Annotated in this window: 21 protein-coding genes, 1 pseudogene and 1 riboswitch; of the genes and pseudogenes, 16 read left to right on the forward strand and 6 right to left on the reverse strand. The window is 49.3% G+C overall.

Going from position 1 to position 26,697, the window contains the following annotated elements:
• Positions 1–86 precede the first annotated feature (86 nt).
• The 11 genes and pseudogenes from MHI55_RS03325 (at position 87) to MHI55_RS03375 (ending at position 15,221) form a co-directional block, all read left to right on the forward strand.
• Positions 87–968, forward strand: a complete 882-nt coding sequence (locus tag MHI55_RS03325) for a sugar ABC transporter permease (protein WP_340388812.1) — start codon at positions 87–89, stop codon at positions 966–968.
• Positions 968–1,804, forward strand: a complete 837-nt coding sequence (locus tag MHI55_RS03330) for a carbohydrate ABC transporter permease (RefSeq protein WP_036607337.1) — start codon at positions 968–970, stop codon at positions 1,802–1,804. Before MHI55_RS03325 ends, MHI55_RS03330 begins: the two co-directional genes overlap by 1 nt.
• Before the next feature lie 616 nt (positions 1,805–2,420).
• Positions 2,421–3,719, forward strand: coding sequence for an ABC transporter substrate-binding protein (locus MHI55_RS03335; protein ID WP_036607334.1), 1,299 nt, complete (start codon positions 2,421–2,423; stop codon positions 3,717–3,719).
• A 489-nt stretch (positions 3,720–4,208) separates the two neighbouring features.
• On the forward strand, positions 4,209–4,775 hold the full coding sequence (locus tag MHI55_RS03340) for a TetR/AcrR family transcriptional regulator (protein ID WP_036607516.1): 567 nt from the start codon (positions 4,209–4,211) through the stop codon (positions 4,773–4,775).
• A 61-nt stretch (positions 4,776–4,836) separates the two neighbouring features.
• Positions 4,837–6,828 (forward strand): alpha/beta fold hydrolase, encoded by a 1,992-nt coding sequence (locus MHI55_RS03345; protein ID WP_340388815.1) that lies wholly within the window; start codon positions 4,837–4,839, stop codon positions 6,826–6,828.
• 93 nt (positions 6,829–6,921) lie between these two features.
• Positions 6,922–7,869, forward strand: a complete 948-nt coding sequence (locus tag MHI55_RS03350; RefSeq protein WP_340388817.1) for an aminopeptidase — start codon at positions 6,922–6,924, stop codon at positions 7,867–7,869.
• 612 nt (positions 7,870–8,481) lie between these two features.
• The gene (locus tag MHI55_RS03355) at positions 8,482–8,913 is read left to right on the forward strand and encodes a chemotaxis protein CheW (protein WP_062837311.1); all 432 of its coding nucleotides are present in this window, start codon (positions 8,482–8,484) and stop codon (positions 8,911–8,913) included.
• A gap of 226 nt (positions 8,914–9,139) precedes the next feature.
• Positions 9,140–12,343, forward strand: a complete 3,204-nt coding sequence (locus MHI55_RS03360; RefSeq protein ID WP_340388819.1) for a DEAD/DEAH box helicase — start codon at positions 9,140–9,142, stop codon at positions 12,341–12,343.
• 46 nt (positions 12,344–12,389) lie between these two features.
• On the forward strand, positions 12,390–13,202 hold the full coding sequence (locus tag MHI55_RS03365) for a hypothetical protein (RefSeq protein ID WP_340388821.1): 813 nt from the start codon (positions 12,390–12,392) through the stop codon (positions 13,200–13,202).
• 408 nt (positions 13,203–13,610) lie between these two features.
• Positions 13,611–14,585: a M15 family metallopeptidase gene (locus MHI55_RS03370; RefSeq protein ID WP_340388823.1), complete on the forward strand. Its 975-nt coding sequence runs from the start codon at positions 13,611–13,613 to the stop codon at positions 14,583–14,585.
• A 234-nt stretch (positions 14,586–14,819) separates the two neighbouring features.
• Positions 14,820–15,221 (forward strand): annotated as a pseudogene (locus MHI55_RS03375) (RidA family protein).
• Positions 15,222–15,905: 684 nt separating this feature from the next.
• On the opposite strand, the gene MHI55_RS03380 reads toward MHI55_RS03375, so the two are convergent.
• Positions 15,906–16,958, reverse strand: coding sequence for a copper amine oxidase N-terminal domain-containing protein (locus MHI55_RS03380; protein ID WP_340388825.1), 1,053 nt, complete (start codon positions 16,956–16,958; stop codon positions 15,906–15,908).
• A 261-nt stretch (positions 16,959–17,219) separates the two neighbouring features.
• Between MHI55_RS03380 and MHI55_RS03385 the strand changes: the two genes are divergently transcribed.
• Positions 17,220–17,696 (forward strand): GNAT family N-acetyltransferase, encoded by a 477-nt coding sequence (locus tag MHI55_RS03385; RefSeq protein WP_017690853.1) that lies wholly within the window; start codon positions 17,220–17,222, stop codon positions 17,694–17,696.
• A gap of 47 nt (positions 17,697–17,743) precedes the next feature.
• Positions 17,744–18,814 (forward strand): Gfo/Idh/MocA family oxidoreductase, encoded by a 1,071-nt coding sequence (locus MHI55_RS03390; RefSeq protein ID WP_340390567.1) that lies wholly within the window; start codon positions 17,744–17,746, stop codon positions 18,812–18,814.
• 90 nt (positions 18,815–18,904) lie between these two features.
• Here MHI55_RS03390 and MHI55_RS03395 read toward each other — a convergent pair whose 3' ends face one another.
• Together MHI55_RS03395 and MHI55_RS03400 are read right to left on the reverse strand one after the other, a co-directional pair.
• Entirely contained in the window at positions 18,905–19,273 is a 369-nt protein-coding gene (locus MHI55_RS03395) for a hypothetical protein (RefSeq protein WP_036668594.1), read from the reverse strand.
• A 94-nt stretch (positions 19,274–19,367) separates the two neighbouring features.
• Positions 19,368–21,950, reverse strand: a complete 2,583-nt coding sequence (locus MHI55_RS03400; RefSeq protein WP_340388827.1) for a UvrD-helicase domain-containing protein — start codon at positions 21,948–21,950, stop codon at positions 19,368–19,370.
• Positions 21,951–22,299: 349 nt separating this feature from the next.
• Here MHI55_RS03400 and MHI55_RS03405 point away from each other — a divergent pair, with 349 nt between their 5' ends.
• Together MHI55_RS03405 and MHI55_RS03410 are read left to right on the forward strand one after the other, a co-directional pair.
• Positions 22,300–23,115 carry a zinc ribbon domain-containing protein gene (locus tag MHI55_RS03405; protein ID WP_036668598.1) on the forward strand — a complete coding sequence of 272 codons (816 nt, stop codon included), beginning with the start codon at positions 22,300–22,302 and terminating at the stop codon, positions 23,113–23,115.
• A gap of 73 nt (positions 23,116–23,188) precedes the next feature.
• Positions 23,189–23,995 (forward strand): TrmB family transcriptional regulator, encoded by an 807-nt coding sequence (locus MHI55_RS03410; protein WP_101315035.1) that lies wholly within the window; start codon positions 23,189–23,191, stop codon positions 23,993–23,995.
• Positions 23,996–24,264: 269 nt separating this feature from the next.
• On the opposite strand, the gene MHI55_RS03415 is transcribed toward MHI55_RS03410, so the two are convergent.
• Complete coding sequence (locus MHI55_RS03415; RefSeq protein ID WP_340388829.1) at positions 24,265–24,957, reverse strand: NUDIX domain-containing protein; 693 nt, start codon at positions 24,955–24,957, stop codon at positions 24,265–24,267.
• Between the two features lie 79 nt (positions 24,958–25,036).
• On the opposite strand from MHI55_RS03415, the gene MHI55_RS03420 reads away from it, so the two are divergent.
• On the forward strand, positions 25,037–25,339 hold the full coding sequence (locus MHI55_RS03420; RefSeq protein WP_017690846.1) for a hypothetical protein: 303 nt from the start codon (positions 25,037–25,039) through the stop codon (positions 25,337–25,339).
• Between the two features lie 239 nt (positions 25,340–25,578).
• Here the strand turns inward: MHI55_RS03420 and mscL are convergent, their stop codons facing one another.
• On the reverse strand, positions 25,579–26,073 hold the full coding sequence (gene mscL / locus MHI55_RS03425; protein WP_036613199.1) for a large conductance mechanosensitive channel protein MscL: 495 nt from the start codon (positions 26,071–26,073) through the stop codon (positions 25,579–25,581).
• A 271-nt stretch (positions 26,074–26,344) separates the two neighbouring features.
• Positions 26,345–26,444: riboswitch (purine riboswitch) on the forward strand.
• A gap of 96 nt (positions 26,445–26,540) precedes the next feature.
• Positions 26,541–26,687, reverse strand: a complete 147-nt coding sequence (locus MHI55_RS03430; RefSeq protein ID WP_340388831.1) for a hypothetical protein — start codon at positions 26,685–26,687, stop codon at positions 26,541–26,543.
• Positions 26,688–26,697 lie beyond the last annotated feature (10 nt).

Here is a 26,697-nt window from a genome sequence, read left to right on the forward strand (position 1 = left end):
CACAAGGGTCGGTGTTTCCCTCGGCGATAATGGGGTTTAATAGAAAAAGAGACCAATTTCATCCATCTATAGAAGGGGAGAACGATATGAAGCATCGCAAATCTTCACAGCTGTTACAGCAGCTAGTGTTCGTGGGTCCCTCCATCGTGTTTTTTATTCTCATCATCGTGGTCCCTTTCCTGCTTGGCATGGTGTATTCCTTCACGGATTGGAACGGGGTATCCGAGAACATTAATTGGGTAGGGTTTGATAACTTCGTGCATGTGTTTACGAATGATCCCAAGTTCCAAACGGCGTTTTGGTTTACGGTGCGCTTCACCGTGGTTGGTGTGGTACTGACCAATGTGATTGGCTTTTTCCTGGCGTATTTTCTGACCAAACCGCTCAAGACGAGAAACATTCTGCGTACGATCTTTTTTATGCCTAACGTGATCGGTGGGTTGTTGCTCGGCTTTATCTGGCAGTTCATATTTGTGAAAGGGTTTTCAGCAGTAGGCGATGTAACCGGCTGGTCATTCTTCAACCTTCCTTGGCTGGGAGACGAACCAACCGCCTTCTGGGGAATCGTGATCGTGTTTGTATGGCAGACCGCAGGATATCTGATGGTCATCTACATCTCATCTCTGACAAATGTATCCCCTGATCTGCTGGAAGCTGCCGAGATTGATGGCGCAAGTCGCTGGCAGGTACTGCGGAGCATCATTCTTCCGCTCATTATGCCGGGTGTAACGATCTGTCTGTTCCTGGCGATCTCCTGGTCGTTTAAAATGTTCGATCTCAATCTGTCACTGACCAAAGGTGGACCGTTCGGATCAACAGAGTCGGTTGCACTTAATATTTACAATGAAGCCTTTGTGAATAACAGATATGGCATCGGAACCGCCAAAGCGCTCGTGTTCTTCGTAATCGTTGCCATCATCACCATGATTCAGGTACGTCTGACGAAGAGCAAGGAGGTAGAAGCCTAATGGAGACGACGAAAAATTATCGCTTCAGTACCATTGTAACCGAGATTGTCATGGTACTCCTTGGACTTTTATTCCTGGTTCCGTTTTACTTCCTGTTTGTGAATTCGGTCAAAACCTTCGGTGATCTGCTCACCAATTCGGCTGCTTGGCCGGAAGTATTTCAGTGGGGCAACTATGCGAACGCTTGGGAGAAAATTAACTTTCCGTCCGCGCTGATGAACTCGCTTATCGTTACCGTGGTCAGCAATCTGTTGCTTGTGCTGATCAGTTCCATGGCCGCGTACCGAATGGTCCGCAGCGATACCCGGTTCAACCGTATTTTGTTCGGCATGTTCATTGCCGCGATGGTGATTCCGTTCCAGTCTATCATGATTCCACTTGTTACTGTAACCAGTAATCTGGGATTGATCGACAGCCTTGGCGGCCTCATTATCTGTTATCTTGGTTTCGGGGCACCGATGTCGGTCTTCCTGTTCCACGGATTCGTAAAATCCGTCCCACTGGAGATTGAGGAAGCGGCTCGTGTGGATGGAAGCTCGGTCTACGGAGTGTTCTTCCGGATCGTATTTCCACTCATGAAACCGATGTATGTAACCGTCATCATTCTGAACACACTCTGGATCTGGAATGATTATCTGCTCCCATCGCTGATCCTGCAAAGCTCCAACCTGCGTACGATCCCGATTGCGACCTTTGCACTCTTCGGACAATATACGAAGCAATGGGATCTGGCCTTGCCAGCACTTGTGCTCGGTATTATGCCGATCATTATCTTCTTCCTGCTGATGCAGAAGTACATCATTCAGGGGATTACGGCTGGATCAGTTAAAGGGTGAGTGCGAGGGCAGGGTCGCTGCCGGGATCAAGTTGCGCTTTCGGTCGCTGTTGCTCCTCGGTGGCCTGAATGTATTAGGGCAAGGAAGCCACCGAGTATCAAAGGCGAACGCTCCGCTCCTCCATCGCATCCTGATCCCTTTGCTCCCACCTCGCATGGAGGTGTGCAAAGGGAGTCATGCCCGCATAGCTTGGGCATGACTCCTGGGGAAAAGAGCAATAAAGAGAAGAGACCGATAAAGAGAAATGACCAAGAAAGAAGCTTGTATAGCCAGGAACTTCTCCTGCAGAGTGATGGTATGCTCCTTTTTCAAAGCGCTAACGAATCCAACGCATCTTAATAGGTGGATAATCAAGGAATACAAATTGTAACGAATCTCAGCAACGTTATTCGGGTACAAAACGGCGTCAAAGCCTTAAAATTCGACCAAATCGACGAAATAGCGTCTCTGTGATTCGTTAGAATGGGAACCTGTGCAAATAGGTGCGAATAACGTGCGCTCGGTTCGTTAGAATGAAAACACGCTTCAAGGGAAGGTTATTCTGTCATCGGAGTGCCAGTGTAAATATTCATTAGTGGAAAAGTTATACTGAAACTACTATAGGGAGAGTGTATGTATGAAAAGAATGACAAAGTTGACGTTGCTTATGCTGATTGCTTTTTCGGTAATGCTTGCGGGTTGTGGCAACGGGGACAAGAGTGGCAGTCCGGTCAACACGGATGCACAAGGTGGTGGTGAGGCTGCTGCTGGAGATAAAACCATTAAGATCTTCCAATTCAAAGTCGAAATCGCGGAAGCGCTCAATCGTCTCAAAGCGGAATATGAATCCTCCCATCCAGGTGTCAAACTGGACATTCAAACCGTGGGTGGCGGTAGTGACTACGGTGCTGCATTAAAAGCCAAGTTTGCCGCTGGCGAACAACCGGACATTTTCAACGTAGGTGGTTATCGTGAATTGGATACATGGCTTGAATATCTGGAAGATCTGTCTGGAGAATCATGGGCCAAGGATGCACTCGAAGTAGCCAAAGAGCCAATGACCAAAGACGGCAAGCTCTATGGACAGCCGCTCGCGCTGGAGGGTTATGGTTTCATTTATAACAAAGACCTCTTCCAAAAAGCAGGTATTACCGAAATTCCAACGACGCTGGAACAATTGGATCAAGCGGCACAGAAACTTCAAGCCGCAGGCATTACCCCATTCTCTAACGGGTATCAGGAGTGGTGGGTGCTGGGCAATCATAACGTAAACGTCGCATTTGCAAATCAGGCAGATCCGGTGAAATTCATCCAAGGACTCAACGAAAGTACGGAGAAGATTCCTGGCAACCAAGTGTTCGCCGACTGGATCAACTTGCTCGACTTAACGCTGAAATACAGCAACAAAAACCCGCTGACAACCGACTACAATACGCAAGTTACGTTGTTTGCGAGTGGAGAAGCGGCGATGATGCAACAAGGAAACTGGACTCAAGTACAGATCGATGGAATCGATCCAGATCTGAATCTGGGTATCCTCCCAATGCCAATTAACAATGAACCTAATGACAAATTGTTTGTCGGTGTGCCGAACTATTGGGTTGTGAACAAGAACTCTCAAGTGAAACCGGAAGCAAAAGAGTTTTTGGAGTGGCTCGTAACTTCGGATATCGGGAAACAATACATGACGAAAGAATTCAAATTCATCCCGGCGTTCAGTTCCATCACGGCATCCGAAGAGGATCTGGGTGACCTCGCAACAGAGATCATGAAGTATAGCCAGGAAAATAAAACACTCAGCTGGAACTTCAACCGTTTCCCTGAAGGGGTTCCACAAGAGTATGGCAGCACAATTCAGGCTTACGTTGCAGGCAAATCGGATAAAGCCGGATTGCTCGACGCATTGCAACAGAACTGGGATAGTCTGAAAAAATAATCCAGATCATGGACGGTATACTATCTGGTCATATTGATTAAAAAGGATGATCCGACCGAAGCTTCAATTTAGGGTGGTTATCCACATTAACTAGTATCCACAGGTTACCAAAGAAAAAGTTAGTCTATCGAATATATAAGTCAATTGGAAACAGGTTTGCCAGAAATCTTATTCTGGCAAACCTGTTTTTGTTTTCCGAGGAGCCAATAGCGCTCTCTGAAAAGTTCAAAGTCAGCTATATTCCTGAAATGTGGATAACCCAAAAGCAGTTTAACGATCTAATGACATATTTAACACAGAGTTAATACTATATGTGGATATCCTGTGTGTATAACACTCTAAATGTGGACAAGTATGGAGTAGCTGGATTGGGAGGTCCTCTTTTGTTAACAGAAATACTTGTTTTCAACTGATTAGTACTGTATAGTTCTAAATATGACAAATCAAAAAATGAATACGGGACCCGCCAAATCCAAAAGTTCCAATCCGGTGAACCGGACCAAGGCAGTTGAAGTGGCGGCACAATTATTTCTGCGTCAGGGGTACAGCTACGTCAGCATGGATGAAGTCGTGCGCGTGAGTGGGGTATCCAAGTCAAATATTTATTATCATTTTAAAAACAAGGAGGAGCTGCTCCAGGCCGTGGTACAATACTGGATTGCCCAGTATGAGTCGGAGCTGTATCTGCTGCTCAGTCAGCGTGAGCGAGGAGTAGAGGAGCGTATATACTCATTCATGGCATTACTGTCGGCAGGCATTGAGGGCCGAAATTACGAAGGGAGCTGTCCTTTTGTTACGTTATATATGCAGACACCGGACAGTGCACCCCAAGTGAAGGAAAGCATATCCAGATTCTTTCGTGAGCTTAGACCGATGGTGGAGAAGTTGTTTCAGCAAGGTTTGGATCGCGGTGAATTTCGCAAAGAAATTGAGCCGGGACCGGCTGCGTTGTTGTTTATTGCAGCACTGGAAGGTTCGCTAATCCTAGCGGGAACTGCCCGTGATGTTGGGATTATAGAACAATCGGCACGTACGTTTTGTCAGATGCTTCGTTAATCGAAGCTCTTTTTTTGAATATAACTAGTACTGTATAGTACTAAAAAGGAGCCGTAACAGAATGATTGTACATACTAACCGTGTATCCAATGAAGAAAACACAGCAGCAAATTCAACAAATATGAATCAGGTAATAAGCAAGTCTGATATGGCAGACACGACCATTTTTATGACAGGAAGCACAGGTTTTATCGGGAAAGAAACGGTCAAACAACTCACGCAGGGAGAGGCACAATTGCTCTTGCTGGTTCGTTCGGAACAGCGAGCCAGAACTGTGCTGAAGGCTTATGGAGTAAAGGATTTCAAGCGGATTACCTTTATTACAGGTGATTTATCCATGTCGGGTCTTGGCCTTACCGCAGCGGGTCGGGAGCGTGCTCTTGAAGCAAATGTGATCATTCATGCGGGAGGAACGATGGACGTCACTTTGGAACGAAAAGTAGCCGAGCAGATATTCATGAACGGGGCCAGAGAACTGGCACAGCTAGCACAGGAAATCCATCGTACTCATGGATTGAGACACTTTATCCACGTTGTTGGTTATATGAGTCCTTATGGAGAGCGGAATGAACAGGGGAATTATCTACAGGTTGAGCATGTGGATAACAATGAAAGTGCATATGAAGAGATGAAGTTCCATGCCGATCTGCATATTCGCGAGCATGCAGAACAGCATCGCTATCCCTTATCCGTTGTAAATCCGAGTACAGTGGTTGGGCCACGTCCCACAGGTGAAACCGAGCAAACGGGTGGAATTGGACTGCTCATTCAGGCGATTCAGAAAGGACTTATGCCGGTAGTGCCGGGAGGTTCATCCTATTGGTTACCGCTTGTGGAGAATGACATTGTTGCAGAGACACTAGTTTTTCTATCCAGGGAAGCTGCTCCAGTCGGAGGAACTTATCCGCTATTGGCGCGGAGGGAAGACAGTCCCAATATGAAGGAACTGCTGCAACTCTTGGCGCAGCAATTGGACGTACCCAAGCCCAAAGGGGCTGTGCCATTACCGTGGATTCAATGGATCATGAAATCAGGTGGTTCACGCATCAGTGGTGTTCCAGCGGAGTCGGTTGCTTTTATTACCAACAGGTCATTCCCGGTTGAAGAGACGGAGGCTCTGTTCACACGTATGGGGCAATCCTGGCCGGACATCCGGGAACAGCTTCCGCTGGTTACAGCCGATCTGGACTATCGTTTTCGGTATACGCCGTTACCTGAGGGTTTTCCGACAGATTATATTCGGTCTCGAAGTGGAAATATGGCTATGCTTGGTTGGGAGGGTGAGGGAGAGCCTTGGATTATTGTACATGGTTTGCTTCAATCTGCGGATGAGATGTTACCTTTAGGAAAACAGCTTAGGGACCGGACCGGGAACCCGGTATGGTTAATCGATCTCGCTGGATTCGGACGGTCCCCGGTACATCAGGGGGATGAAGCGTTTGAAGGTCAGGTGGATGCACTGCTTACGGCTCTTGGTGAGTTTGAAGGTCCGGTGAAGCTGGTTGGTCATTCGATCGGGGCTGCTATTGTAGCTGCGGCACAGATGCGTAGCGGGCGGACAGACATTCGACTGGGGTTGCTCCAGCCAGTTGCCAACAACTCAAATCCGAATGTCCTAAGATGGGTTTCCCGTTTACCAAGAGGGGTGATACGCTCCCTGCTGCGTGGCAGATCGGAGAAAAGTTGGAATCAAATGTTCAGTTCACATAGCGGCGTAGGCGACAGCAGTGTTATGGCCGAGGCCATGGGCAAGAGAATACGCTCCAGTCTCCAGTCCCCTCGTATTGCAGGAGCACATGCAGACTTGTTGCGCTGGATCCACTCGGGTCAGAGGAAAGGCGCCAGATCAACGTTGTGGGCGAAAATGGAAAGTCAGCATTATGCCAAGAATGTATTAGTTGTGTGGGCCAATCAAGATCAGGAATATCACTATCCCCAGGATATGAACTCACAGGTCAAACGGATAGATGTCCCCTATGGACATTACTTTCCGACGTTTCGGTGTAAGGAAACAGCTGCAATCCTCGCCCAATGGGCCGATACCTTGAGGTGAGTTCGGGTTTGGACATGCAGGAATCCCGTGCTAATTGTCGAAAGGGTCAAGTCGACTTTTGAGAGCTGAACCAAAGACAGGAGAGATGAATGTATGAGCAAGCAACGTGTGGAAATCAGTAAAAATGTGCTAACGGAATGTCTCGGACTGCGCAGTGGAGAGAATCTGGTGGTTGTCGCAGACGATATGAAGCGGGATCTGGCTGAATCCATCTATGAGGCAGGCAAAGCACTTGGTGCAGAGTCGGTCCTGTTAATCATGGAGGAACGCAGCAGATCTGGAGAAGAGCCACCGGCGCCGATTGCAGAGGCCATGATTCGAGCAGATGTAGCCGTGTGTGTAACGCGATATTCATTAACACATACCCAAGCACGCAAAAAAGCCGCTGCTTCAGGGACCCGAGTGGCAACCATGCCTGGCATGACAGAGGATATGTTTGTGAACGGAGCCATTACAGCTGAATATTCGCAAGTAAAGGCGTTGACCGAGAAGGTAACGGCTCTATTAACCGCAGGTCGCCATGTGCGAATAGAGAAGCAGGGCCATAGTCTTTCCTTTTCCATTGAAGATCGTAACGGTGTACCAAGCACAGGTATGTATTTGAACCCTGGTGAATCGGGCAACTTGCCGTCAGGAGAAGCTTATATTGCTCCCGTTGAGGGCAAGGGTGAGGGCAGTATTGTTGTAGATGGTTCCGTTGCTGGAATTGGGGCACTCCGTGAACCGATGTTATTGACCGTTAGTGAAGGACGGTTGGTGTCAGCTGAAGGACCTGATGGGGCTCAATTACTGGAAACGCTGGGTGAGGAGGATGGTCGTTTTCTCGGCGAATTCGGGATCGGTACCAATAACAAGGCACGAATCACGGGTGTGGTGCTGGAAGATGAGAAGGTGTACGGCACAATTCATGTGGCCTTTGGCAGCAATAACACTTTTGGTGGAACGATTGCTGCAGGTGTTCATATTGATGCAGTTGTACAAAAGCCGGACGTGTACATCGATGACAAGCTGATCATGCGTCAGGGTGAATTGGTAGAATAACTACAGCGAAGGAAATTGGGCATGTCCACAACGTGTCCACAGTAATGGATAACTGAAGCGGAAATTCGGATTTTACGTCAGATTTACAAACAAATACACAACATGTCCACATTAAATTAATGAATATCCACATGAAACGCTAAAGATATCCACAGCATGTGCGCAATATGTGCACAACTTATCCACAAATCAGGTATAACTCGTGTTTTCATCCGATAAAACAGTCGTTTTGGAGTAATGAAACAAGTTATCCACAGTAATAACGCTTTTTTGTTCCAAGTATTTGAAAACATAGAAACAGATCCATAATATATGGGGATAAAAAAGACCGAAAATCGGCATAAAGCTGATCTTTGGTCTTTTTTTTGGATATAATTTTTCAATCCGATGTCAGGTTACTTACGCTCAATATTAAAACGACTAACTTCCACCACCCTCCACAGCAGGGCAAATGAACAGAGCGGAGACAGCAACCGTAATGCAACGTCTGTTGAAGTTGGCAAAATTGATCTGAAGCCTAAACATTTGATCAAAAATAACCGATACACCAAAGTAACATCTAATGGGACGAAAGTAGTCTGATTATACGGAATGAGAGGATATGGGATAACTATGGACGAGGGAATGCAATATATTAATTTTTCGGTAGGAGACCAGATCTTTGCACTACGAATTGATGAAGTTCATGAGATCATCAGAATGGTACAGGTAACAACAGTTCCATTTGGAAGCCCGGAGATCCGAGGTTTTGCTTCGCTGTACGGTAAGGTCGTTTCGGTGGTGAGTCTTCGTGTATTGTTAGGCATGCCAGACCAGGAGGATACCACTTCTACACGTATTATTGTGGTGCCTTACAAAGGTGGATTTGTACCGCTTATCGTAGATATGGTCGATTCTGTCGTAAGTTATGATCGTTTCGAGGAACCAGCTGAGGAACACCGCCGTTTCATGCTTGGCGTTTTTGACAAGATCGGGTTCTGTGAAGATCATCGTGCAGGTATTTTGAACCTGGATGTATTGCTGGGCAGCTTGATCAGATCATAGAGTATAACAATCCGTAATTCTTTCAATATTCAGTATTATCCTTCGGTTTACCCAAATGTTCCTCATCCGCTTTTAGGGTGAAGGGACATTTTTTTGTGCCTCTAGGGCGTTTTGAGACACCCCCTAACCATCGAAATAACCACTTTTTATGGGCAAAGGTTTTTAAATCCGGTCATTTTCGTATATGATGGAGAGTAACAATGCGAAGGGATGACGGGAGACTTTAATGATGCAATCGCTGTATGGAGTATGGCTTGGTGACGTATTTTTTTGTTTTTCCGGTGAAACATCGGAACCACGTGTGGATGCATGGAGCCACGTGGTAAGAAGGTTGAATTTTGGCGACGGGGGTCGTCTGTTTCAGCCTGCCGCTCTGCGTCTTGCGGAGCTGCGCTGGCCGAATCCGCTAAGGAACACGGCTGAAGCGAAGAACACGAAGCGGCGTCAACTGCTGGGACGCACATTGGAAGGATTGGCAGTCTCGCCTAAGGATGCCTTCAGGCTGCTGCTGCAATGGGATGACCGTTTGTTAAATGCATCCGGAATTCAGGTTGGAGAAGAGATGCGTTACTGGATCAAGGCGGCGCAGTTCACACAGGAGCTGCTGTTGCGGGGAGCAATTGCTCCATCGGCTGAATTCGCAGCAAAGACCGGAGCACGGCGACGGACCGGGCAAGAGACATTAACAGGCGTATGGCGGCCACGCTTGCAGCAGGAGGAGGACATCGAACGCTTCCGCGATCTTGCTGAAGCGATGCCTCCAATTGGATTGGCTGCTCCTGGAGCTTATACTTCATTGGAACCGGAAACGCGTGAAGAAGCAGGGGCTGCGGTATTATTTTCATTCATGAGTGGCATGATTCATGCTGTAGTGACAAGTGAACTGGAGGGCATGGACAGTGAACTGTCCCGTTACCGCACCCCATATCGACGCGGATCTTCGCCAGTAGCCGAACTCTGGTGGAACAGTCTGATCTCGATGTTCCGTCCTGTGACGGTGCAAGGGCCGACGGACGATATGACAGCGTTTATTCATACGCTGCAAGAAGTTGGTGGAACGTCAATGCCAATCGTGGGAGCAGAAGAGATGGCACCTGCTGAAGGCCAATTGAAGCTGGTGCTCCGCTTGGAGCCACCGCTGGGCGAACATGAAACGATCTGGGGGATCAGCTTTTGGGCGGACAGTGAGCAGGAACCAAGCTTGAGGTTGCCTGCACGGACTATCTGGGCACATCCAGAGCGAGATCTGGACCGGGGGAAGGTATTATATACCTCGGCGGCAGAGCAATTATTGATGGCACTCGGGCAAGCAGCAGAAATGGCACCTGAACTGGAGACAGCGCTGCTTACCGCTCGTCCGGAGGAAATTAAGCTGGAGCAGCAGGGTTTCTTTGAGTTTCTCACGCATGCGGTTCCACGTTTGCAGAAGGCCGGGATAACCGTTCTCATGCCTTCAAGGTGGAGTCGAGCCGGGAAACGTCGTGCGGGACTGCGTCTGCAGATGTTGAATCGGGGAACAGAGCGGTTGCCTGGAGCCACATCGGCACTGGGCATGGAACAATTGGTTGCTTTCAAAGCGGAGCCTATGCTAGATGGTAAACCGGTCACGGCGGAGGAACTGGCAGCATTGGCTGAATCCACAGTTCCGTATGTCATGTTCCGTGGTGAATGGATTGAAGTGGATACAAAAGAGATTCGCCAAGTCCTGCGTTATATGAAAAAAGAAGAAGAACAATATATGCCTCTCTCCGAATGGCTGCATCTGGCAGCAGATGAAGGGGAGGATTCCGCATGGAAGGGCCTTTCCGTCTTTGGTGCCGAATCTGATGGGATGCTTGCTTTCCTGCTCGATGGACAGGTGCTTCGCAGCATTGAGCCTCGTCAGGTTCCGGCAGAATTGCATGGTGAACTCAGACCTTATCAGGAACGAGGCTACCAATGGTTATCCGCGATGCGTGAGCTGGGCTTTGGCGTATGTCTCGCGGACGATATGGGACTTGGGAAGACGATTCAGGTAATTACCTGTCTGCTGGACCACAAACACGAGGAACGCCAGGCGGCTGAAGAGGAAGCCCGTGAGAATGAGCTGTTGAATGGATCAGATGATTCTTTCCCGGCGGATCAGCACACGAATGAGCGGCCTGTTCATCTGCCTGCACTTATTGTGTGTCCTACCTCGCTGCTTGGAAACTGGCAGCGTGAGCTGAAGCGGTTTGCCCCGGATCTGTCGCTGTACATTCATCATGGCGGACAACGGTTGCACGGGAACGAATTCCAGGCAGAAGCGCAGACGCATGACATTGTACTGACGACCTATCATCTGGCAGGCAGAGATGGCCCGGATCTGGCTTCGTTGCACTGGTCCACCATTGTGCTGGATGAGGCACAATATATTAAGAATTACCGTACCAAACAAGCGCAAAGCGTGATGCGACTGTCTACACTTCATCGTATTGCGATGACAGGAACGCCTGTGGAGAACCGACTGAGCGAACTTTGGTCGATTTTCCAGTTTCTCAATCCGGGGTATCTGGGCACAGCTTCATCGTTCCGCCAGCGGTATACAGGACTGGGGCCATCCGAAGAAAATGCAGCATCCTTGCGTGAGCTTCATCGACTGGTATCTCCATTCATGCTGCGTAGGCTGAAAAGCGATCCGGATATTCGCAAGGATCTGCCAGAGAAGCTTGAACTGAAATCCTATTGTTCTCTGACGCCGGAGCAGACGGTGTTGTACCAGCGTGTGGTGGATGATCTGATGGGGGGGCTGGACGGCAGAAATGGCATTGCCCGTAAAGGGATTGTGTTGTCCTCCCTGACCAAGCTCAAGCAGATCTGTGATCATCCGGTGTTGGCGGACAGCAATCGGAAAGACCACGGCAAGGCTGAGGCATCTGGTAAGATGGAACGTTTGCTTGAACTGCTGGACGCCATCCGTGATAACGGGGAATCTGCCTTGATTTTCACGCAGTATGTTGCTATGGGAGATCTGCTGGTATCGAGGTTGAAACAGCGATATGAGGAAGAACCTTATTTCCTGCACGGCGGTGTGTCGAAGGCACAAAGAGATGATATGGTGGAGACTTTCCAAAAAGGAGAGGGGCCGTCCATGTTTGTTCTATCTCTTCGTGCCGGAGGTGTGGGTCTGAATCTGACACGGGCGAGTCATGTTGTTCACTATGATCGGTGGTGGAATCCCGCGGTTGAGAACCAGGCGACGGACCGTGTATTCCGAATCGGGCAGAATCGCAATGTGCAGGTTCACAAGTTGATCTGTCAGGGAACACTGGAGGAACGGATTGATGAGTTGATCGAAAGTAAGAAGGCACTCTCCGAGCAGGTCGTTGGTTCGGGTGAGAATTGGCTGACTGAGATGTCGGATGATGAGCTGCGCGGTCTGATCTCTCTTCAGGGTGAGACGTGGCTGTGACCTTGAACATTCAGAGGAATATAGATGTGGAGAAAGGGGGATTATTGTGAGCGAAAAATGGAAGATCGAGCTGCATATGTCCCCCGGTGGATGGACAGCAGAAGTAAATACAGCAGTGGATGCGGATCAGGAAGTTTCCGTTTCTGCTTCCGCTGCTGAGGGCAAGACCGGATCAGCCGCAGGCATGTTCACGGTCACGGGAACGCCCGCGCGACTGAGCGAAGCCCAGCGCGAGGCTGTGCTGGCTCAGCTGCGCAAGCGCCCGCTGACGCTGTACGCCCTGCTGCGCGGCGGCCCGGCGTCCGAGGAGCTCGCCGGGCTGCTGCCGGCTGCGCAAGCGCCCGAGGGCTCGCCAGGTGCAGCAACGGCCAGCGCGGCCGTGGCGTGCACCTGCGGCCGCCCGGGCTGCGCGCATGCCGCGGCCGCTGAGCGCGCCGTAGCCGCGCGCCTCGCGGCCGAACCGCTGCTGCAGCTGGCGCACGCCGGCCTGCCGCGCGAAGCGCTGCTCGCCGGCGTGCTGGGGGCATGGGCGGAGGAACTCGCCCATGATCCCAGCGGCCCCGGCCGCGCAGCGGAAACGGCTGGCCGCCCGCAAGTGCGCGGCGGCGAAGGCGGCGCTGCCGTCGGCGAGTGGATCGCCGAGGCTGCCGCGGACGGCGCCATGCACCAGCCGGGGCCGGGCTTTGGCGCCGTTGAGGTGCGCCTCGCGCAGCCGGGCAAGCCGCCGGCCTTGCCGGAGCTGACGGCGCTGCTGCCGGGCGTGCCAGCCACCGCAGGGCTGGATTTGATCCGCGAGCGTGTAGCCGCGCGGATGTGGCGGGCTGTCCAGAAGAAGACGGACAGCCCGGCAACCAAATGATGCACCCATCAGAGCGGGGGAGATCTCAGATCACCCCTGCTTGTTTTTATTGCAGCATGTTGCATTATTTGATTTAATTCATTTCCCGGTACAAGATGAATTTTGTCTTTATCCAACAATGCTAATGCTCATTAGTAAAGTGCATCTGGGTATAATCACTTTTTTTGCATATTGGATATATGAAGGCATATTCCCATTTCACTTCTATTGTGTACAGCACGGGGATGTTGCTCTAAAAGTCCAAAAAACGATCATACAGGCTGTACAGCCCGTATATGTTCATTCGGATCTCTTCTAAAGGAGGTCTTTACCGGTGGAGCTTCGCTCCCAATTAAGGTATACTGTCGCAGGGAACATTGCACGCTGAGAACTATATAACATTTATATTATTGCGATAGGAGTTTTTACATGAAATCAACTACAGGAAGACAGCGCCGCATGGTGGTTATGCTGTCCTCATTGATGATATGCGGAGCATTGCTTACCGCGTGCCAGAACGGTTCAGGCACAGAGGAGAGCCAGAATCCGAATGGAACAGGTAACACACAACAGGAGACGGACGGCACTACGGTTCATTTTACGGAGGATAAAGGAACGGATGGAGACAATGCTGGCGGTGATGACACATCATCTTCTGGCAACAATGATGAAGATACAGGCAGTGAGTCAGATAATGCTTCAGCGGGCGGAGAGCAGGGCTCTTCGGACAATGGGAATGGCGCGAAAGCGGAAGATCCATTGCTGGAGAAACGCAGTATCAGCGCACTGCAAACGACGATTGATGCACAATCCGTGGTGACCAATGCCGAGTCTATGACCGTCATTGTGAACAAACAACGGAGTCTGCCTGACGGTTACGAGCCGGACGATCTGGTAGAGCCGAATGTACCGTTCTCCTTCGACGAACCACACGAGAAGCGGCATATGCGCAAGGAAGCTGCGGAGGCACTGGAGAAGTTGTTTGCAGGTGCAAAAGCGGATGGCATTGAGCTTCGTGCGGTATCCGGTTATCGTTCATATCAGCGTCAGGTATCCATCTATAACAATAATGTCAAAACCAAAGGTCAAGAATACACAGATCGTGTGAGTTCTGTGCCAGGCCGAAGCGAACATCAGACCGGTCTTGCCATCGATGTATCGAGTCCGAGTGTGGGCAATGTGCTGGAAGAGGTATTTGGCACATCGAAGGAAGGCCAGTGGTTGGCTGAACATGCTGCAGAATACGGATATGTCATCCGTTATCTGCAAGGTGAAGAAGATACCACAGGTTACGTCTATGAGCCTTGGCATATCCGGTACATCGGTACAGATTTGGCACCGGATGTGGCGAAGAGTGGGTTAACTCTGGAAGAATACTTCGATGAGGCTAATATCAAGTTGTAATTTGGATGTTTCATCCTTAAAGAAAAAGACAAGATACTATTTCTCATAAATCCCCGAATGAACCGTCCTTGATCTAACCAATGGGCAGTCATTCAGGGGATTTTTTTCTGTGCAAAAATGTTAATGGAGTTAAGATAGAATTAAACTTGATTCCATTGTCTGAGATGATGGGGGACTGATATAATTCATGTTTAATCTGAAGAGACAAATACAACCAAAGCGAGGGACGAGAGAATGAGCAGACAGCAGGTTTTTACGGGCTCCCCATGGGAACCGTTAGTGGGATATTGTCGTGCCATCCGTGTAGGGAACCGAATTGAAGTGGCGGGTACAACCGCGATGCAAGATGGTGTAGTTGTTGGGGCAGGTGATCCGTATGCATAGACAAGGTTCGTTTTGCAGACGATCGAGAATGCACTGAAAGAACTGGGGGCTGACATGTCGCATGTGGTGAGAACCCGGATGTTTGTGACCGATATCTCCAGATGGGAGGAAGTTGGCAAGGCACACGGTGAATTTTTTGGACAGATCCAGCCTGTAGCCACCATGGTTGAAGTTAGCGCACTCATTGATCCCTTGTTGATGGTTGAGATTGAAGTGGAAGCGATTGTTGAAGATGAAACCCAAGCCGATTGATTCTGACCGTTATCCAGAAGATATCTAAGGAACACAGGACGTCTTATTTGGCCATCAGGTCCTCTTGCTAAAATGTAAAGAACTTCAGACACGTTATTTCCCAAATTCCTCTGATAAAAATGCTATAAACAGCTATTTATTCAAATTAGCGTGCCTGAGATTCCTTAGATTTCTGCTGGTACTTCAAATTCTTGAATAAGATGCCTCAGATTCGTTAGCGTTAACACCGCTTGCTCTTACATTCAGTATACAACGTATTTCGTATGCAGCGAACATCGCACGTGTCTGCTCCGGACAAGTTTCAGGTACGCTTCAGTTTGAAGCAGTTTGTAGACACACTCTAAAAAACCAGAACCAGAACCAGAACCAGAACAAAACCAAAACAAAAACCAAAACAAAAACTAAAACCAAAACCAAAACCAAAACCAAAACCAAAACAAAAAAAACAACCTTATCCATGCCTGTCAAAAGACAAGCGGATAAGGTTATTTTGAATTGACTTCGCCGCCTGGCCGCACGGCTGAGTTCTTGATGCGCCAAACTCATTACACGGCGCGTCAGGAGCTACATGCGGATGGCTGGTCATTATGATGCTCCACACTCATGACCCCGCGCTAAGCGATGCACACGGTCGTCTGCAACAACATATAACATGTGTTTCAGCCAGACGTTTTTCCAACCGTATTATTTCGCTTCCAGCTCTGCTGCAGGTGTTTCAACAACCACTTTCCAAGCTGTTCCGATTGGAGGCAGGCTGCGTGTCAACATAGGGCTGTAGAACCCAATGACTTTAGCGCCTTTGGTGAGTTCTTCAGCTTTCACCGTTTCACCTTCGTGGTTCACGATCAGCGTGTCTTTAGCAATGTTCAGCACGACATGGTCAGGAGCTGTTTCTGTTAACCGTGTACCTGTAATCTCAATCTGTGAGATGCTGCCTTCAGCTGTTGTTACATTTTCAATCGTACCAGCTGTCCCCAGAACGTCTTTCAATTGTGATTCCGCAGCGTCATCCAACACAGTGACTGTATAGGTCGGCGTTTGTGGTGGCAGGCTGCGGGTGGTGATCAGGGAATGCTCAGCTTCCACGTTCATGCCAATGGCCAGATCAGTCAGTGCAATCTCTTTCCCCTCAACTGAGATGAATTTTGTCTCATCGCTCAGATTGAGCACAATACCATCCGTACCTGCACCACCAATCTGGATGGACTTATATTTATCTTGGTTCGAGATTCTGGTAATTACACCACGTTCAGTAACCGTCTTCACGTCCTCTTCACTAGAGATAGTCACTTGATTGCCCGTTGTGTTCACTTGTCCATGCAGTGCTTTCTCAGCAAAAGAAACTGGTACATACAATTTGCCGCCTGTGATTTCGGGCGCTGTACCCAGCGTGAGCGACATTTTATTCACGGAATATTGATCCTTGCCTGTGATTACCTGTGTCCAGAGAGCACCGCGAGTCAGCTCTGCAGTTTTAGTTTCTTTATTCCATTCCAGTTCAATACCCAGTGCGTCGGTAAGATCACGCAGCGGGACCATGGCTACTTTGCCATCTTTGTTCCAATAACCATCAGAGATGGCTGCACCATTCACGGATACGTTTACTACACTCACTGCGTTACTATCTGCTGAAACGGATGTTTGATGGACTGGTTTTGTGTTGTCCAGTGTTGCTGCATAAGCGGCTCCACCACCCAATGCCATGGATAGGGCCATCAGTGCACTTACTTTTTTCATGTTGTTGTTCATCAATATTCATCCCTTCTAATCTGTGTACTGACGCGGTAAAATCTTCCTTAGGGCCGCGCTTCAAGTTAATAGACGGGACAAAACGTCTAAGTGTTGCAGTTGAAATGCAATGAATGTAAGCGGTAGGTTAGTTTAAATTAGAAATATCGCTTGTATTGCAGGTTATCCGCAGCAGGATCAGGTTAATTTCAGGTAAGTGGCCAAACCTTTGTCCTATTTCACATTCAAGTACGAGGAGGAACGGATTAGATGAGTGATATGTTGGTAGCGCTCTATCGTTTGCCGGAGCAAGAGAGTGGACTGAGAGCGCTGGAGGAATCCTCCATTGTGATTCGAAGAGCCATTGCCCCAGAGAAACAGCTTGTACTGGATTGGGTGAGGTCACACTTTAGTCAGGCTTGGGTGGATGAATGTGAGGTCGCTTTTGCGCGTCAGCCGGTGTCCTGTTATATTGCGGTTGAGCATGGGAAAATGATTGGATTTGCCTGTTACGAAGCGACATGTCGCAACTTCTTCGGACCGACCGGTGTGAGCCAGGATGCACGAGGCAAAGGTGTAGGCACAGCCTTGTTACTGGCCTGTATGCATGCGATGAAGGCGGACGGTTACGGGTATGCGATTATCGGATCAGCGGGACCTGTGGATTTCTATGCCCGGACGCTGGGTGCCGTGAAGATTGAAAATTCAACGCCGGGTATTTACGAAGGTATGCTGCGGGCAGACTAGACGATAATGATGTTGTGGAAGCTGTGGAAAAGGAAGGGAGGACGATGATGAGCACGAAACAAATGTTGCACATCGGAATGATCGGTACAGGATCAATCTCGGATCTTCATATGAGGTGTTATGCCAAAAACGAGGATGCCGTCATCTATGCGATCTGCGATCTGAATGAAGAACGGGCTAAAGCTGCGGCAGAGAAGTATGATGCTCAATCCGTGTACACCGATTATCGGGAGATGCTGGAGGACCCGCATGTGGATGCTGTCAGTATCTGTACCTGGAATAATACACATGCGGAATTTGCCATTGCTGCATTGGAGGCAGGCAAGCATGTGTTGCTGGAGAAACCGGTGGCAACCAATGTGGAGGATGCACTGCGGATTGAAGAAGCGGTGAAGAAGAGTGGACGTACCTTTATCGTTGGATTTGTGCGGCGTTATGATAACAATATGCAGATGATGCGCAGATTCATTGATGCCGGGGAGTTTGGTGAACTGTATTATGCCAAAGCCTCCATTCTGCGGCGTCACGGCAATCCAGGCGGATGGTTTGCTGATAAAAGCCGTTCCGGCGGCGGCCCTCTGATTGATCTCGGCGTACATATTATCGACCAATGTTGGTACCTCATGGGCAGGCCGAAACCTGTTTCGGTCAGTGGTAATACGTATCGGAAGTTGGGCAATCGTGCCCATATCGAACATCTTTCTTTTTACAAAGCAGCCGACTACAGCGCAGCTGTGAATGACGTAGAAGATATGGCGAATGCACTTATTCGATTTGAAAACGGGGCTTCGCTGGCGGTGGATGTGAGCTTTACCCTGCATGCACGCGGAGATGAATCTTCGGTGAAATTATACGGCGAGCGTGGTGGGTTCGAACTGGAACCGGAGACACTGATCGTCACGGAGAAAAATAATACCATCCTGAATATTGAACCCCAGACGGACAATACGGGTCTCCATATTCATAGTGCATTCCAGAACCAGATTGACCACTTTGTGGATTGCTGCCTGAACGGTACAGAGCCGATCAGCCCAATTGCGGATGGTGTGGCTTCCACGCGCATGTTGTGCGGAATCTACGAATCCGCTGAGAAAGGGCAGGAGATTCGTCTGGATTGAGTTCATTTTACATGGCAGTTGTCCTTCGGCATATTAAAAAGCATGCGTCTTCCGCGTAATCTGCGGTTACGCATGCTTTTTGGCATCAGGTCATTTATTCAGTGGTGAATTCTCGTATCCAGGGTCATCATAATCCGTATCCTGCAGCCTTGGAAGCACGTTCATGGTTTCAATTGCCTGCCGGGTATCCGGCGTGCCGTGGTCATACAGAAAGGTGTACAGCAAGGTCATGCCATCCGAAAACTGCTCCGTTGCCTCATCATGGTCTGCCGATTTGTAGGGTACCGGAGCCCGTTGCAATGTATAGGCATCGTCATCCTCCAGCACCTTCATCAGATCTTTCAATCGGCCCAACTGTTCGTCATCCACCAACACCTCAAAGGGTGTAGATTCGTTCTTTGTTTGCTCAATAAGATTATGTGTTACCGATACATACAGATGTTGTTTGCCGTCCTGCATATTCCAACCCCCATTCTGAAATGGAAAAAAGACGCTTCTACTGTTAATAAACAGCAAAAAGCGCCCTGAAACGAGCTACTATGCTCGTATTATTTTATTTCCCAAATCTCCCCGTTACGGGCACCTGGCGGGTGCCGGCCTCCATCGATCCTGAACACAGGGGACAGGCGGGAGGGCCCGAGGATGCCTTCTTGGTTGCTTTTGAAGGCACAGCCGGCTTCTGTCTTAGCCAAGCTTTACAGGTGGATGAACTACACTTCCAGACCGCAACGGTCTCCGTACGCTCAGCATTACCTGAACCTGAAGTGTGCGAATGTGAACTGGAGGAACTTGCAGCTGTTGGACTCAGACCTGTGGTGCTGAATGCCTTATGGTTGCGAATCTCCCCACTACCACGCCGTTCACCGAGGCGATCCTCATCACGTTCGTTGTGGACCTCGTAGTCACGACGGTCACTGTGGCTGATGGCACGACGCTGTGCCGCATCCCGACCTTCTGAACGGGCACCTGAGCCGGACGAGCGGGCATACTGTCCGTTGCCTTTACCATATGAAGCCTGACTGCTCGTCCGGCTCTCCTCACGAGGTTTGCGTTTGTCCGGTACTTCCATGCCGAAGGCTTCAAGCAGGAAACGGGACACATCCGCTGGTTTTCCGTGATGGCTCGCCGGTGAGGTGACATACAAGTACTGCTTGGCCCGTGTGATGGCAACGTAGGCGAGCCTGCGTTCTTCCTCCAGCGCCATGTCCAGTTCGGCATCTGTCTGCTGCATAGCAAGCGCAGCTTTCTGATCCTCGGGAATATCCTGGCGAAGTGCTGTACTGTGAGGCACAATGCCTTCACTGGCTCCAATCCAGTACACACAAGGGAACTCCAATCCTTTGGCCCGGTGGATCGTCATCAGCTGTACCGCGTCACTATCCTGCGCACGACGCAAAGATTCCATCTCACGGTGTCTGCGGGACAGCTCATCCGCGAATTGGATGAACTCTTCTACCGTTTCGAATTTTTTGACAGCAGCTTCGAATTCATCCAGAGTTTCCAGCATCGTTTCCTTATAATGGGTGAAGATGCTGGGATCACCACTTTCCATATACTTGTCGTAGAACTGCCTGCGCATCTCTTGAATGGCGATGATGGGTTTTAGTTTGTGCAGTGATTTGATCAGTTTGATGCGTTCTTTGACCTGTTCCTGCTGAAATGGTTTCAGCTTTTCCCATTTCACCAGATGGATGAGCGGATATTTCTTCGCCTGTTGTTGTTCACAACGCTGTATCCATTCCAGACCCGCATCGCGTGAGACGTAGAGCGGACCCAGTGCACTTGGAAGAGCATCCATGGCTCGTGGGTCAAGGGACAGACGCAGATGATCCATCAGGGGTCTGATGAGAGACTGGTCATAGAACACCGGAGAAGCACCATGCTGTACAAAAGGCACATCTTTCAACACAAGCTGCTCGAATACAGCCCGGCTGCTGCTTGCTGTCCGGTGAAGAATCGCAATATCACGATAGGTGTGTTGTCCTTCTTCAACCTGCTGGCACAGCTGGTTTACAACCCACGCCGCTTCTTCCTCTGCATTGGAAGGTGTAGCGAAGCGAGGCGCATCTCCACGGTTTCCAGCGGCACGTAGCCGTTTGTCACGTCTACGTTTATTGCGAGCGACCAGTTCACTTCCGAGTCCCAGAATGCGTGCATCACTGCGATAATTGATATCCAGCGTCACAATGCGTGCGCCGGGGTATACTTTATCGAATTCCAAAATTGATTCCTGGCGTGCGCCATTAAAGGTATAGATCGTCTGGTCATCGTCTCCCACAACCATCAGATTGCGGTGAGCGGAAGCCAGTTTTTGCACAATTTCATACTGCAGATGGTTGGTATCCTGGAACTCATCCACCATAATGTACTGGAAACGCTTCTGAAGCGGCCCCAGAACAGCAGGATCACGAAGCAGCGCGGCTGCCCGTAGTAAAATATCATCAAAATCCATTTTGCCGCGATCCTGCTTCCAGGCTTCGTAACCAAGCAGGACACGCTTGGCATCGCGTTCTTCCTGTGATTTTTCAGGCAGATCGGTTGTTTCCAATCCTTGCATCTTCCATGCGGACAGCATAGCCAGCAGACTTTCAGGTTGGAAGGCTTCACTCATGCCATTTTGGCGAAGAAGCATCTTCAGCACCGTATGCTGGGCTCGCGAATCGCCAAAGATCTCTTCCTGCACACCGTAATGACGCAATAATGTCAGCGCAAAAGAGTGGAAGGTACGAGCCTGTACGGCTCTCGCGGCTGCCGGACGTATGCCTGGCAATGCGGCGATCCGGTCTTTCATCTCGGTGGCGGCCTTGTTCGTGAACGTCACCAGCAGGATACTGCCTGCATGTACGCCGCTGACCTCTATGAGGTAGCCGGCTCTTGCAGCCAGTACAGTTGTTTTGCCACAACCGGCTCCGGCGAGCGTCAGAATCGGTCCTCTGCCGTGACGGACTGCCGAGATTTGTGGTGCGTTTAACTTGATGCCTGCCTCTTCCAGAGAACGAAAATAAAAGGCATCCTGTTGCTCATTACCCACGAGTTGCCGACTGGTCTCCAGCGGAGCAGACGGGGACTGGGGCAGGGACGCCGCCGGGGTAACCCCGAGCGGACGGGAGTAGAACGTTGAGTTCGGACTTAACATGTTTCATCCACCTCTGTATGCATTCAGGGATAGGACTATCCCGGCTAAAAGTAAACCATTTGCCCTTTTCACAATCGCATTGTAAATTGGTATGATAGAGTTAGTCGCCTAATCAGGCGGTTAAGTATGGTCAAAGCTTCATTATACCCGAACATATGGTCTTGACGAAAGCCCCCGATTTCATCCAGTATCGGTATAAAACGGGCACCTGCACGAGATTACGCAACTTTTTGGCATGATATCGTATAAGTTATATGCCTGAGCATTTTGCATGAAAGATGTAATATGCTAATTTACTACTAAATAGAAATGATAATATTGGTTTTGACGGGACAGAGGAGGAATGGTCATGAAACTGCTTCAGCGCATCAAAGACGGAGCGAACAAAGCAACAGAGCGTGCCCAACACGCCGTTGAGATTGGGAAACTGAACAACCAGATTGTGGGCTTGCAACAGGAACAGGAAGTCCATTTTACAGATATGGGTCGCATCTTCTATGAGGGTTATCGGGCACAGGATATGACGCGTGCGGAAAAAGAAATGGTGGATCTGTCGCAGCTCTGCGACGAATTGCAGGACGAGATTGATGGTCTGCGCAACAAGATTGCACAACTTAAGAACGAACGGTTGTGCGAGTGTGGACACGTCGCTTCCTTGGATGCCAACTTCTGCCCTAAATGCGGACGCAAGTTGGGTGAACTCAAGACAGCAGCGCCTAAAGTAGCAGCAGCAGGAGTTGCAGGAGCGACCACAGCCGCGAGACAGGAGGCAGCTGTAACTCAGACCCCAACTCCAGAGCCGGACTTCTACGATGCGCCACCTGAGTTGGAACTGGAGGAAGACGAGCCGTACCATACGGTCATTCCGTCCATAGCGGATCTGGAAACGGAATCGGAATATAACAGTACGGAATTTACCCAGGAAGAAAAGGAAGCGTTTGATGCTGAGTGGGAACGTCGCAGAGATGAAGAGATGCAACGGGAACGTGAGCGTCAGCAGGAACTGGACGAACGCATCCGCTACTGGAAAGAAAACAACCCGATCGTGAACACGGTGGACGTACAGACCGAAGTATCACGCGAAATGGTGAATTGTCAGATTTGTGCAGCTGAGCTGCCCAAAGGGTCGAAGTGGTGCCCGCGCTGTGGTGCCGAACAGATCTGATCTGATGCAGTAGAAGCACTGCCGCATCATTGTTAGGCAGTGCGGGTTGCTGACAGCATGGGGGGACGGGAATATGGACCAACTGCTGCATCATTTGCGTCATCTCGGATTTACCGAGATGGAATCTAAAATTATGGTGGAACTCGCTCGTCAGGGATCAGCCTCAGGATATGAGGTTGCGAAGCGGCTGGGCGTGTCCCGTTCCAATGTATATGCGACCCTGCAACGGCTGGAGCAGCGTGGGTTCTTGCGGTGTAGTCCGGGGGAACCAGCGAAGTATAGTGTGCTGAAGCCAGAGGAGATGACACGTATGATCTCCGATCAAATGCGTACCTCGCTGGATTATGTTCAGAGCAGCATGCCCAAGAGTGAACCGGAGAAGCCTGTCTTCTATAACGTCGAAGGTGACAAAAATGTGTTTGAGAATCTGAGCCGTGAATTGGCCGAGGCTCAGCATGAGATTGTCGTAGACGTTTGGCGTGAAGAGGCAGAGTTGCTACGTAATGACTTACAGCAGGCTGAAGCTCGGGGTGTGCGGTTGTTATGGTCGTGTGATGGTGGCGAAGGCATGCTTGATCAGCCGGTCCCTTGGCCGGGTTTGCCTATGTATGGTACAGGTAATGGTCGGAAATTTTCCTTGGTGGTGGATCGCCGCTGGTGCATGCTGGGCATGCGCGGTGAATCATGCGCCACACAGGCAGTAGTGACGGAGCATCCGGTAATGACCGGGCTGCTGCTGAATCATTTTGCTCAAGAGCTGGTGTTGTACGAATTGGAACAGGATATGGGGGAGGAACTGGAGTCCCGCTATGGGCACCGGTACGAAGAACTCTCTGCGCGTTATTGGTCTTCTCCTTCAGGAGAGGGTGACCAGAGCTAGACAGATCGGCGACTAATTCACCTCTGATGGAGTGAACATGCCAGCACATAGGTACCTATCTTGACGAAACGAATACGTGTGTACATAAAGCAGGCGCTGCCCAAAGGCAGACGCCTGTTTGTGCTGGTTTGAGAGATGACAGTGATGTTCGTCACAGCATCTGTTCCCAGTCAAGTCGATAGTAAAGGTATGAAGTTATGCTATTTTTGAGAAAATGAAGCTATGAACATTCGATTGAACTAGATCGGGTTGAACAGGATTGTACACGATCACTCTTTGGGCACGTGATACAGAACTTCCAGCACGTCCGTATAATAAGCTGTACCATGGGGTACAAATTCCGTTGCCCGAATCTCGCGAACGATACGTTCCGGCTCATCAGCTGCATGATCACTTAATGGGTCCTTATGACCGATGGAATGTGGCGGTGATGTCAACGGCTGAGTCTGAACTCCGGTAGCTTGAATGACGTCGATCTCATTACGAAACAAAGCGAGTAGATCATCCAGCGGCACTTCATACAGGCTATCCACCTCGCTAGGCTGCAGAACGTAGGCTTCGAGCGGCTGGTTCAGACATAATCCATAGACGGCGCTGAACTCCCGATCTATGAATGGGACACCACGCACCTCTCCTTGGAGCTGCTGTGTAGCCGTGAGTAGATAGGTTAGTGCCTCGAATGGAGTATAAACACCCAGTTCTTCCTCCAGCTCACGACTGGCGTCTTGCAGTTGTTCACCTGCGGTGAGATGACCTGCTGCTGTAATGTCGTAACATCCGGGAAAGGTATCCTTAATATCACGCCGCCGCTGAAAAAGAACCTGTCGCTGCTCGCCTTCGTCACGCACGATCCAGCAGTGGAATGAACGGTGCCAATATCCTTTGGCATGGACCTCGCTGCGTAGTGAAGTGCCGATCCAATTTTGCTGATCGTCATAAATGTCGAAACGTTCTGGGGTCATGAAACGTATCTCCTTATATAGCAGATTTTAAAGTTCAAAATTTCACAAAGTATGTTTTAAACGAAAGGGGAACCATCGTATGGAATGCATTGTACACTTTCAGGTGATTTATCCGCAACCTCAGGAACGTAAAAGTCTTAGAGGACTTATATTTGTAGGGCAAGGTCAGGAACCGGCTAACAGTCAGTTAAGCAGCATGTTTAAGGATATGGGATTTAATGTACGTTTGGAAGATGAGGCCCAGTTGTTGTTCAAGCCAGTGGATGCTTCGGCAAACTTTGAATATATTCGTGTGACAGAACTTGATACTGGGGAAGAAGTTTACAAAGAAGATAAAGATCTGAAGTCGATCCTGGAGCATTTGCTGCCACGCCGTTTCTAATTCATGAGCATGGCCGCAAATGAAATTCATGGGGGAGCATATGTAATACATGTATGATAGGCACAAAAAAGGCCCCACCTTTACGGTGGAACCTTCAAACCTTTAAGCTACGCAACCCATAGTTAATGAAGCCCATATGGCTAGCTTTTCATACATAAACCCTAGCAAGTAAGAGGTTGTCCCCCACATCAGGATTTATCCGTAATTCAACTCGGTGCGTCTTTAAACGTTCATTGTAATTATGCTAGAGCGCCGGTGCCTTCAGCTTCGAGCTCTGAAGTACAGTGCGAGCAGCGGGTAGCTGCGGCTGGAATTTCCGATAGGCAATACTTGCAAGCCTTGGTCGTTTTTTGCGGCTCGGGCTTTTTGTGTTCTTTGCTTTTCAGATAGTTGATGCCCTTCACAAGCATGAAGATACAGAACGCAACGATAAGAAAATCAATCATGACGTTGATGAACTGTCCATAAGCAATCACGGTAGCCCCAGCTTCGTTGGCTTGAGCGAGGGTGGTGATGTCCTGTCCGTTTGCTGTTTTGATATCCCGGTCCAGGTTGATGATTTTCTGACTGAAGTCGATTCCACCCATCAGTTTTCCAACCGGGGGCATGATGATATCATTCACAAGGGATGTGACGATTTTACCAAAAGCAGCCCCAATAATGACACCGACCGCCAGATCGATGACGTTGCCGCGGACGGCAAATTCCTTGAATTCGTTAAGTACGCCTTTCATGTTTACATATCTCCTTTGATCATTCGATTCAAAATCTAGGCCGCGTTTCCATCCATTCTCCGTTCAGATCCGCGCTTCCGTTCTCATATTGTACATAAAAAATAGATTCCAATCACCCCCTGTTTGCAAATTAAGACAAGTTTCCGCAACTTCCATGAAAATACTTCTTTATTTCACGGCGTCGATTCGGTATACTTCTAACATTGTCAGTTATGTTTAACCTTTTACATTCAGGTTCGCGATCATACATTGTAACGAATCATGGAGCCAAAAAATTAAATATGCCGTTACTCGTATATGTGCAGGAATAGGCCTGCATGTCTCTACCTGATCACCGGAATGATCGGACTACGGGAAAGATGTTGCAATGTTTTGTAGGGTTGGCATGAGATCATTCTCAGACAGTTTGACTGAAGAGCAGGTTCAAGTGGCTTTTATCTGTTTCTGATTACACTGTTTAGAGTTTCTCACAACAGGAATGAACTCCTGTCATTCTGTCCATCCAGCACACTTGCAGCATCCATACGGCTTGTCCATATACGTACAAGTCCGTCTTTCCCGTCTTCGGTTATTCCGCAGCGTGTGAAAAGGCGGGCTTTTTGCTTTTTTACCATGCGATTGGAA

The organism is Paenibacillus sp. FSL E2-0151, from assembly GCF_037993015.1.
Classification (GTDB): domain Bacteria; phylum Bacillota; class Bacilli; order Paenibacillales; family Paenibacillaceae; genus Paenibacillus; species Paenibacillus amylolyticus.

Bases quoted from the DNA above. Each gene is read 5' to 3' on its own strand.
- MHI55_RS03385 (WP_017690853.1), top strand. From the start codon at position 17,220: ATGAGTGATATGTTGGTAGCGCTCTATCGTTTGCCGGAGCAAGAGAGT.
- MHI55_RS03370 (WP_340388823.1), top strand. From the start codon at position 13,611: ATGAAATCAACTACAGGAAGACAGCGCCGCATGGTGGTTATGCTGTCC.
- MHI55_RS03420 (WP_017690846.1), top strand. From the start codon at position 25,037: ATGGAATGCATTGTACACTTTCAGGTGATTTATCCGCAACCTCAGGAA.
- MHI55_RS03350 (WP_340388817.1), top strand. From the start codon at position 6,922: ATGAGCAAGCAACGTGTGGAAATCAGTAAAAATGTGCTAACGGAATGT.
- MHI55_RS03430 (WP_340388831.1), bottom strand. From the start codon at position 26,687: ATGGTAAAAAAGCAAAAAGCCCGCCTTTTCACACGCTGCGGAATAACC.
- MHI55_RS03400 (WP_340388827.1), bottom strand. From the start codon at position 21,950: ATGTTAAGTCCGAACTCAACGTTCTACTCCCGTCCGCTCGGGGTTACC.
- MHI55_RS03355 (WP_062837311.1), top strand. From the start codon at position 8,482: ATGGACGAGGGAATGCAATATATTAATTTTTCGGTAGGAGACCAGATC.
- MHI55_RS03380 (WP_340388825.1), bottom strand. From the start codon at position 16,958: ATGAAAAAAGTAAGTGCACTGATGGCCCTATCCATGGCATTGGGTGGT.
- MHI55_RS03335 (WP_036607334.1), top strand. From the start codon at position 2,421: ATGAAAAGAATGACAAAGTTGACGTTGCTTATGCTGATTGCTTTTTCG.
- mscL (WP_036613199.1), bottom strand. From the start codon at position 26,073: ATGAAAGGCGTACTTAACGAATTCAAGGAATTTGCCGTCCGCGGCAAC.
- MHI55_RS03390 (WP_340390567.1), top strand. From the start codon at position 17,744: ATGAGCACGAAACAAATGTTGCACATCGGAATGATCGGTACAGGATCA.
- MHI55_RS03325 (WP_340388812.1), top strand. From the start codon at position 87: ATGAAGCATCGCAAATCTTCACAGCTGTTACAGCAGCTAGTGTTCGTG.
- MHI55_RS03415 (WP_340388829.1), bottom strand. From the start codon at position 24,957: ATGACCCCAGAACGTTTCGACATTTATGACGATCAGCAAAATTGGATC.
- MHI55_RS03360 (WP_340388819.1), top strand. From the start codon at position 9,140: ATGATGCAATCGCTGTATGGAGTATGGCTTGGTGACGTATTTTTTTGT.
- MHI55_RS03405 (WP_036668598.1), top strand. From the start codon at position 22,300: ATGAAACTGCTTCAGCGCATCAAAGACGGAGCGAACAAAGCAACAGAG.
- MHI55_RS03330 (WP_036607337.1), top strand. From the start codon at position 968: ATGGAGACGACGAAAAATTATCGCTTCAGTACCATTGTAACCGAGATT.
- MHI55_RS03395 (WP_036668594.1), bottom strand. From the start codon at position 19,273: ATGCAGGACGGCAAACAACATCTGTATGTATCGGTAACACATAATCTT.
- MHI55_RS03410 (WP_101315035.1), top strand. From the start codon at position 23,189: ATGGACCAACTGCTGCATCATTTGCGTCATCTCGGATTTACCGAGATG.
- MHI55_RS03345 (WP_340388815.1), top strand. From the start codon at position 4,837: ATGATTGTACATACTAACCGTGTATCCAATGAAGAAAACACAGCAGCA.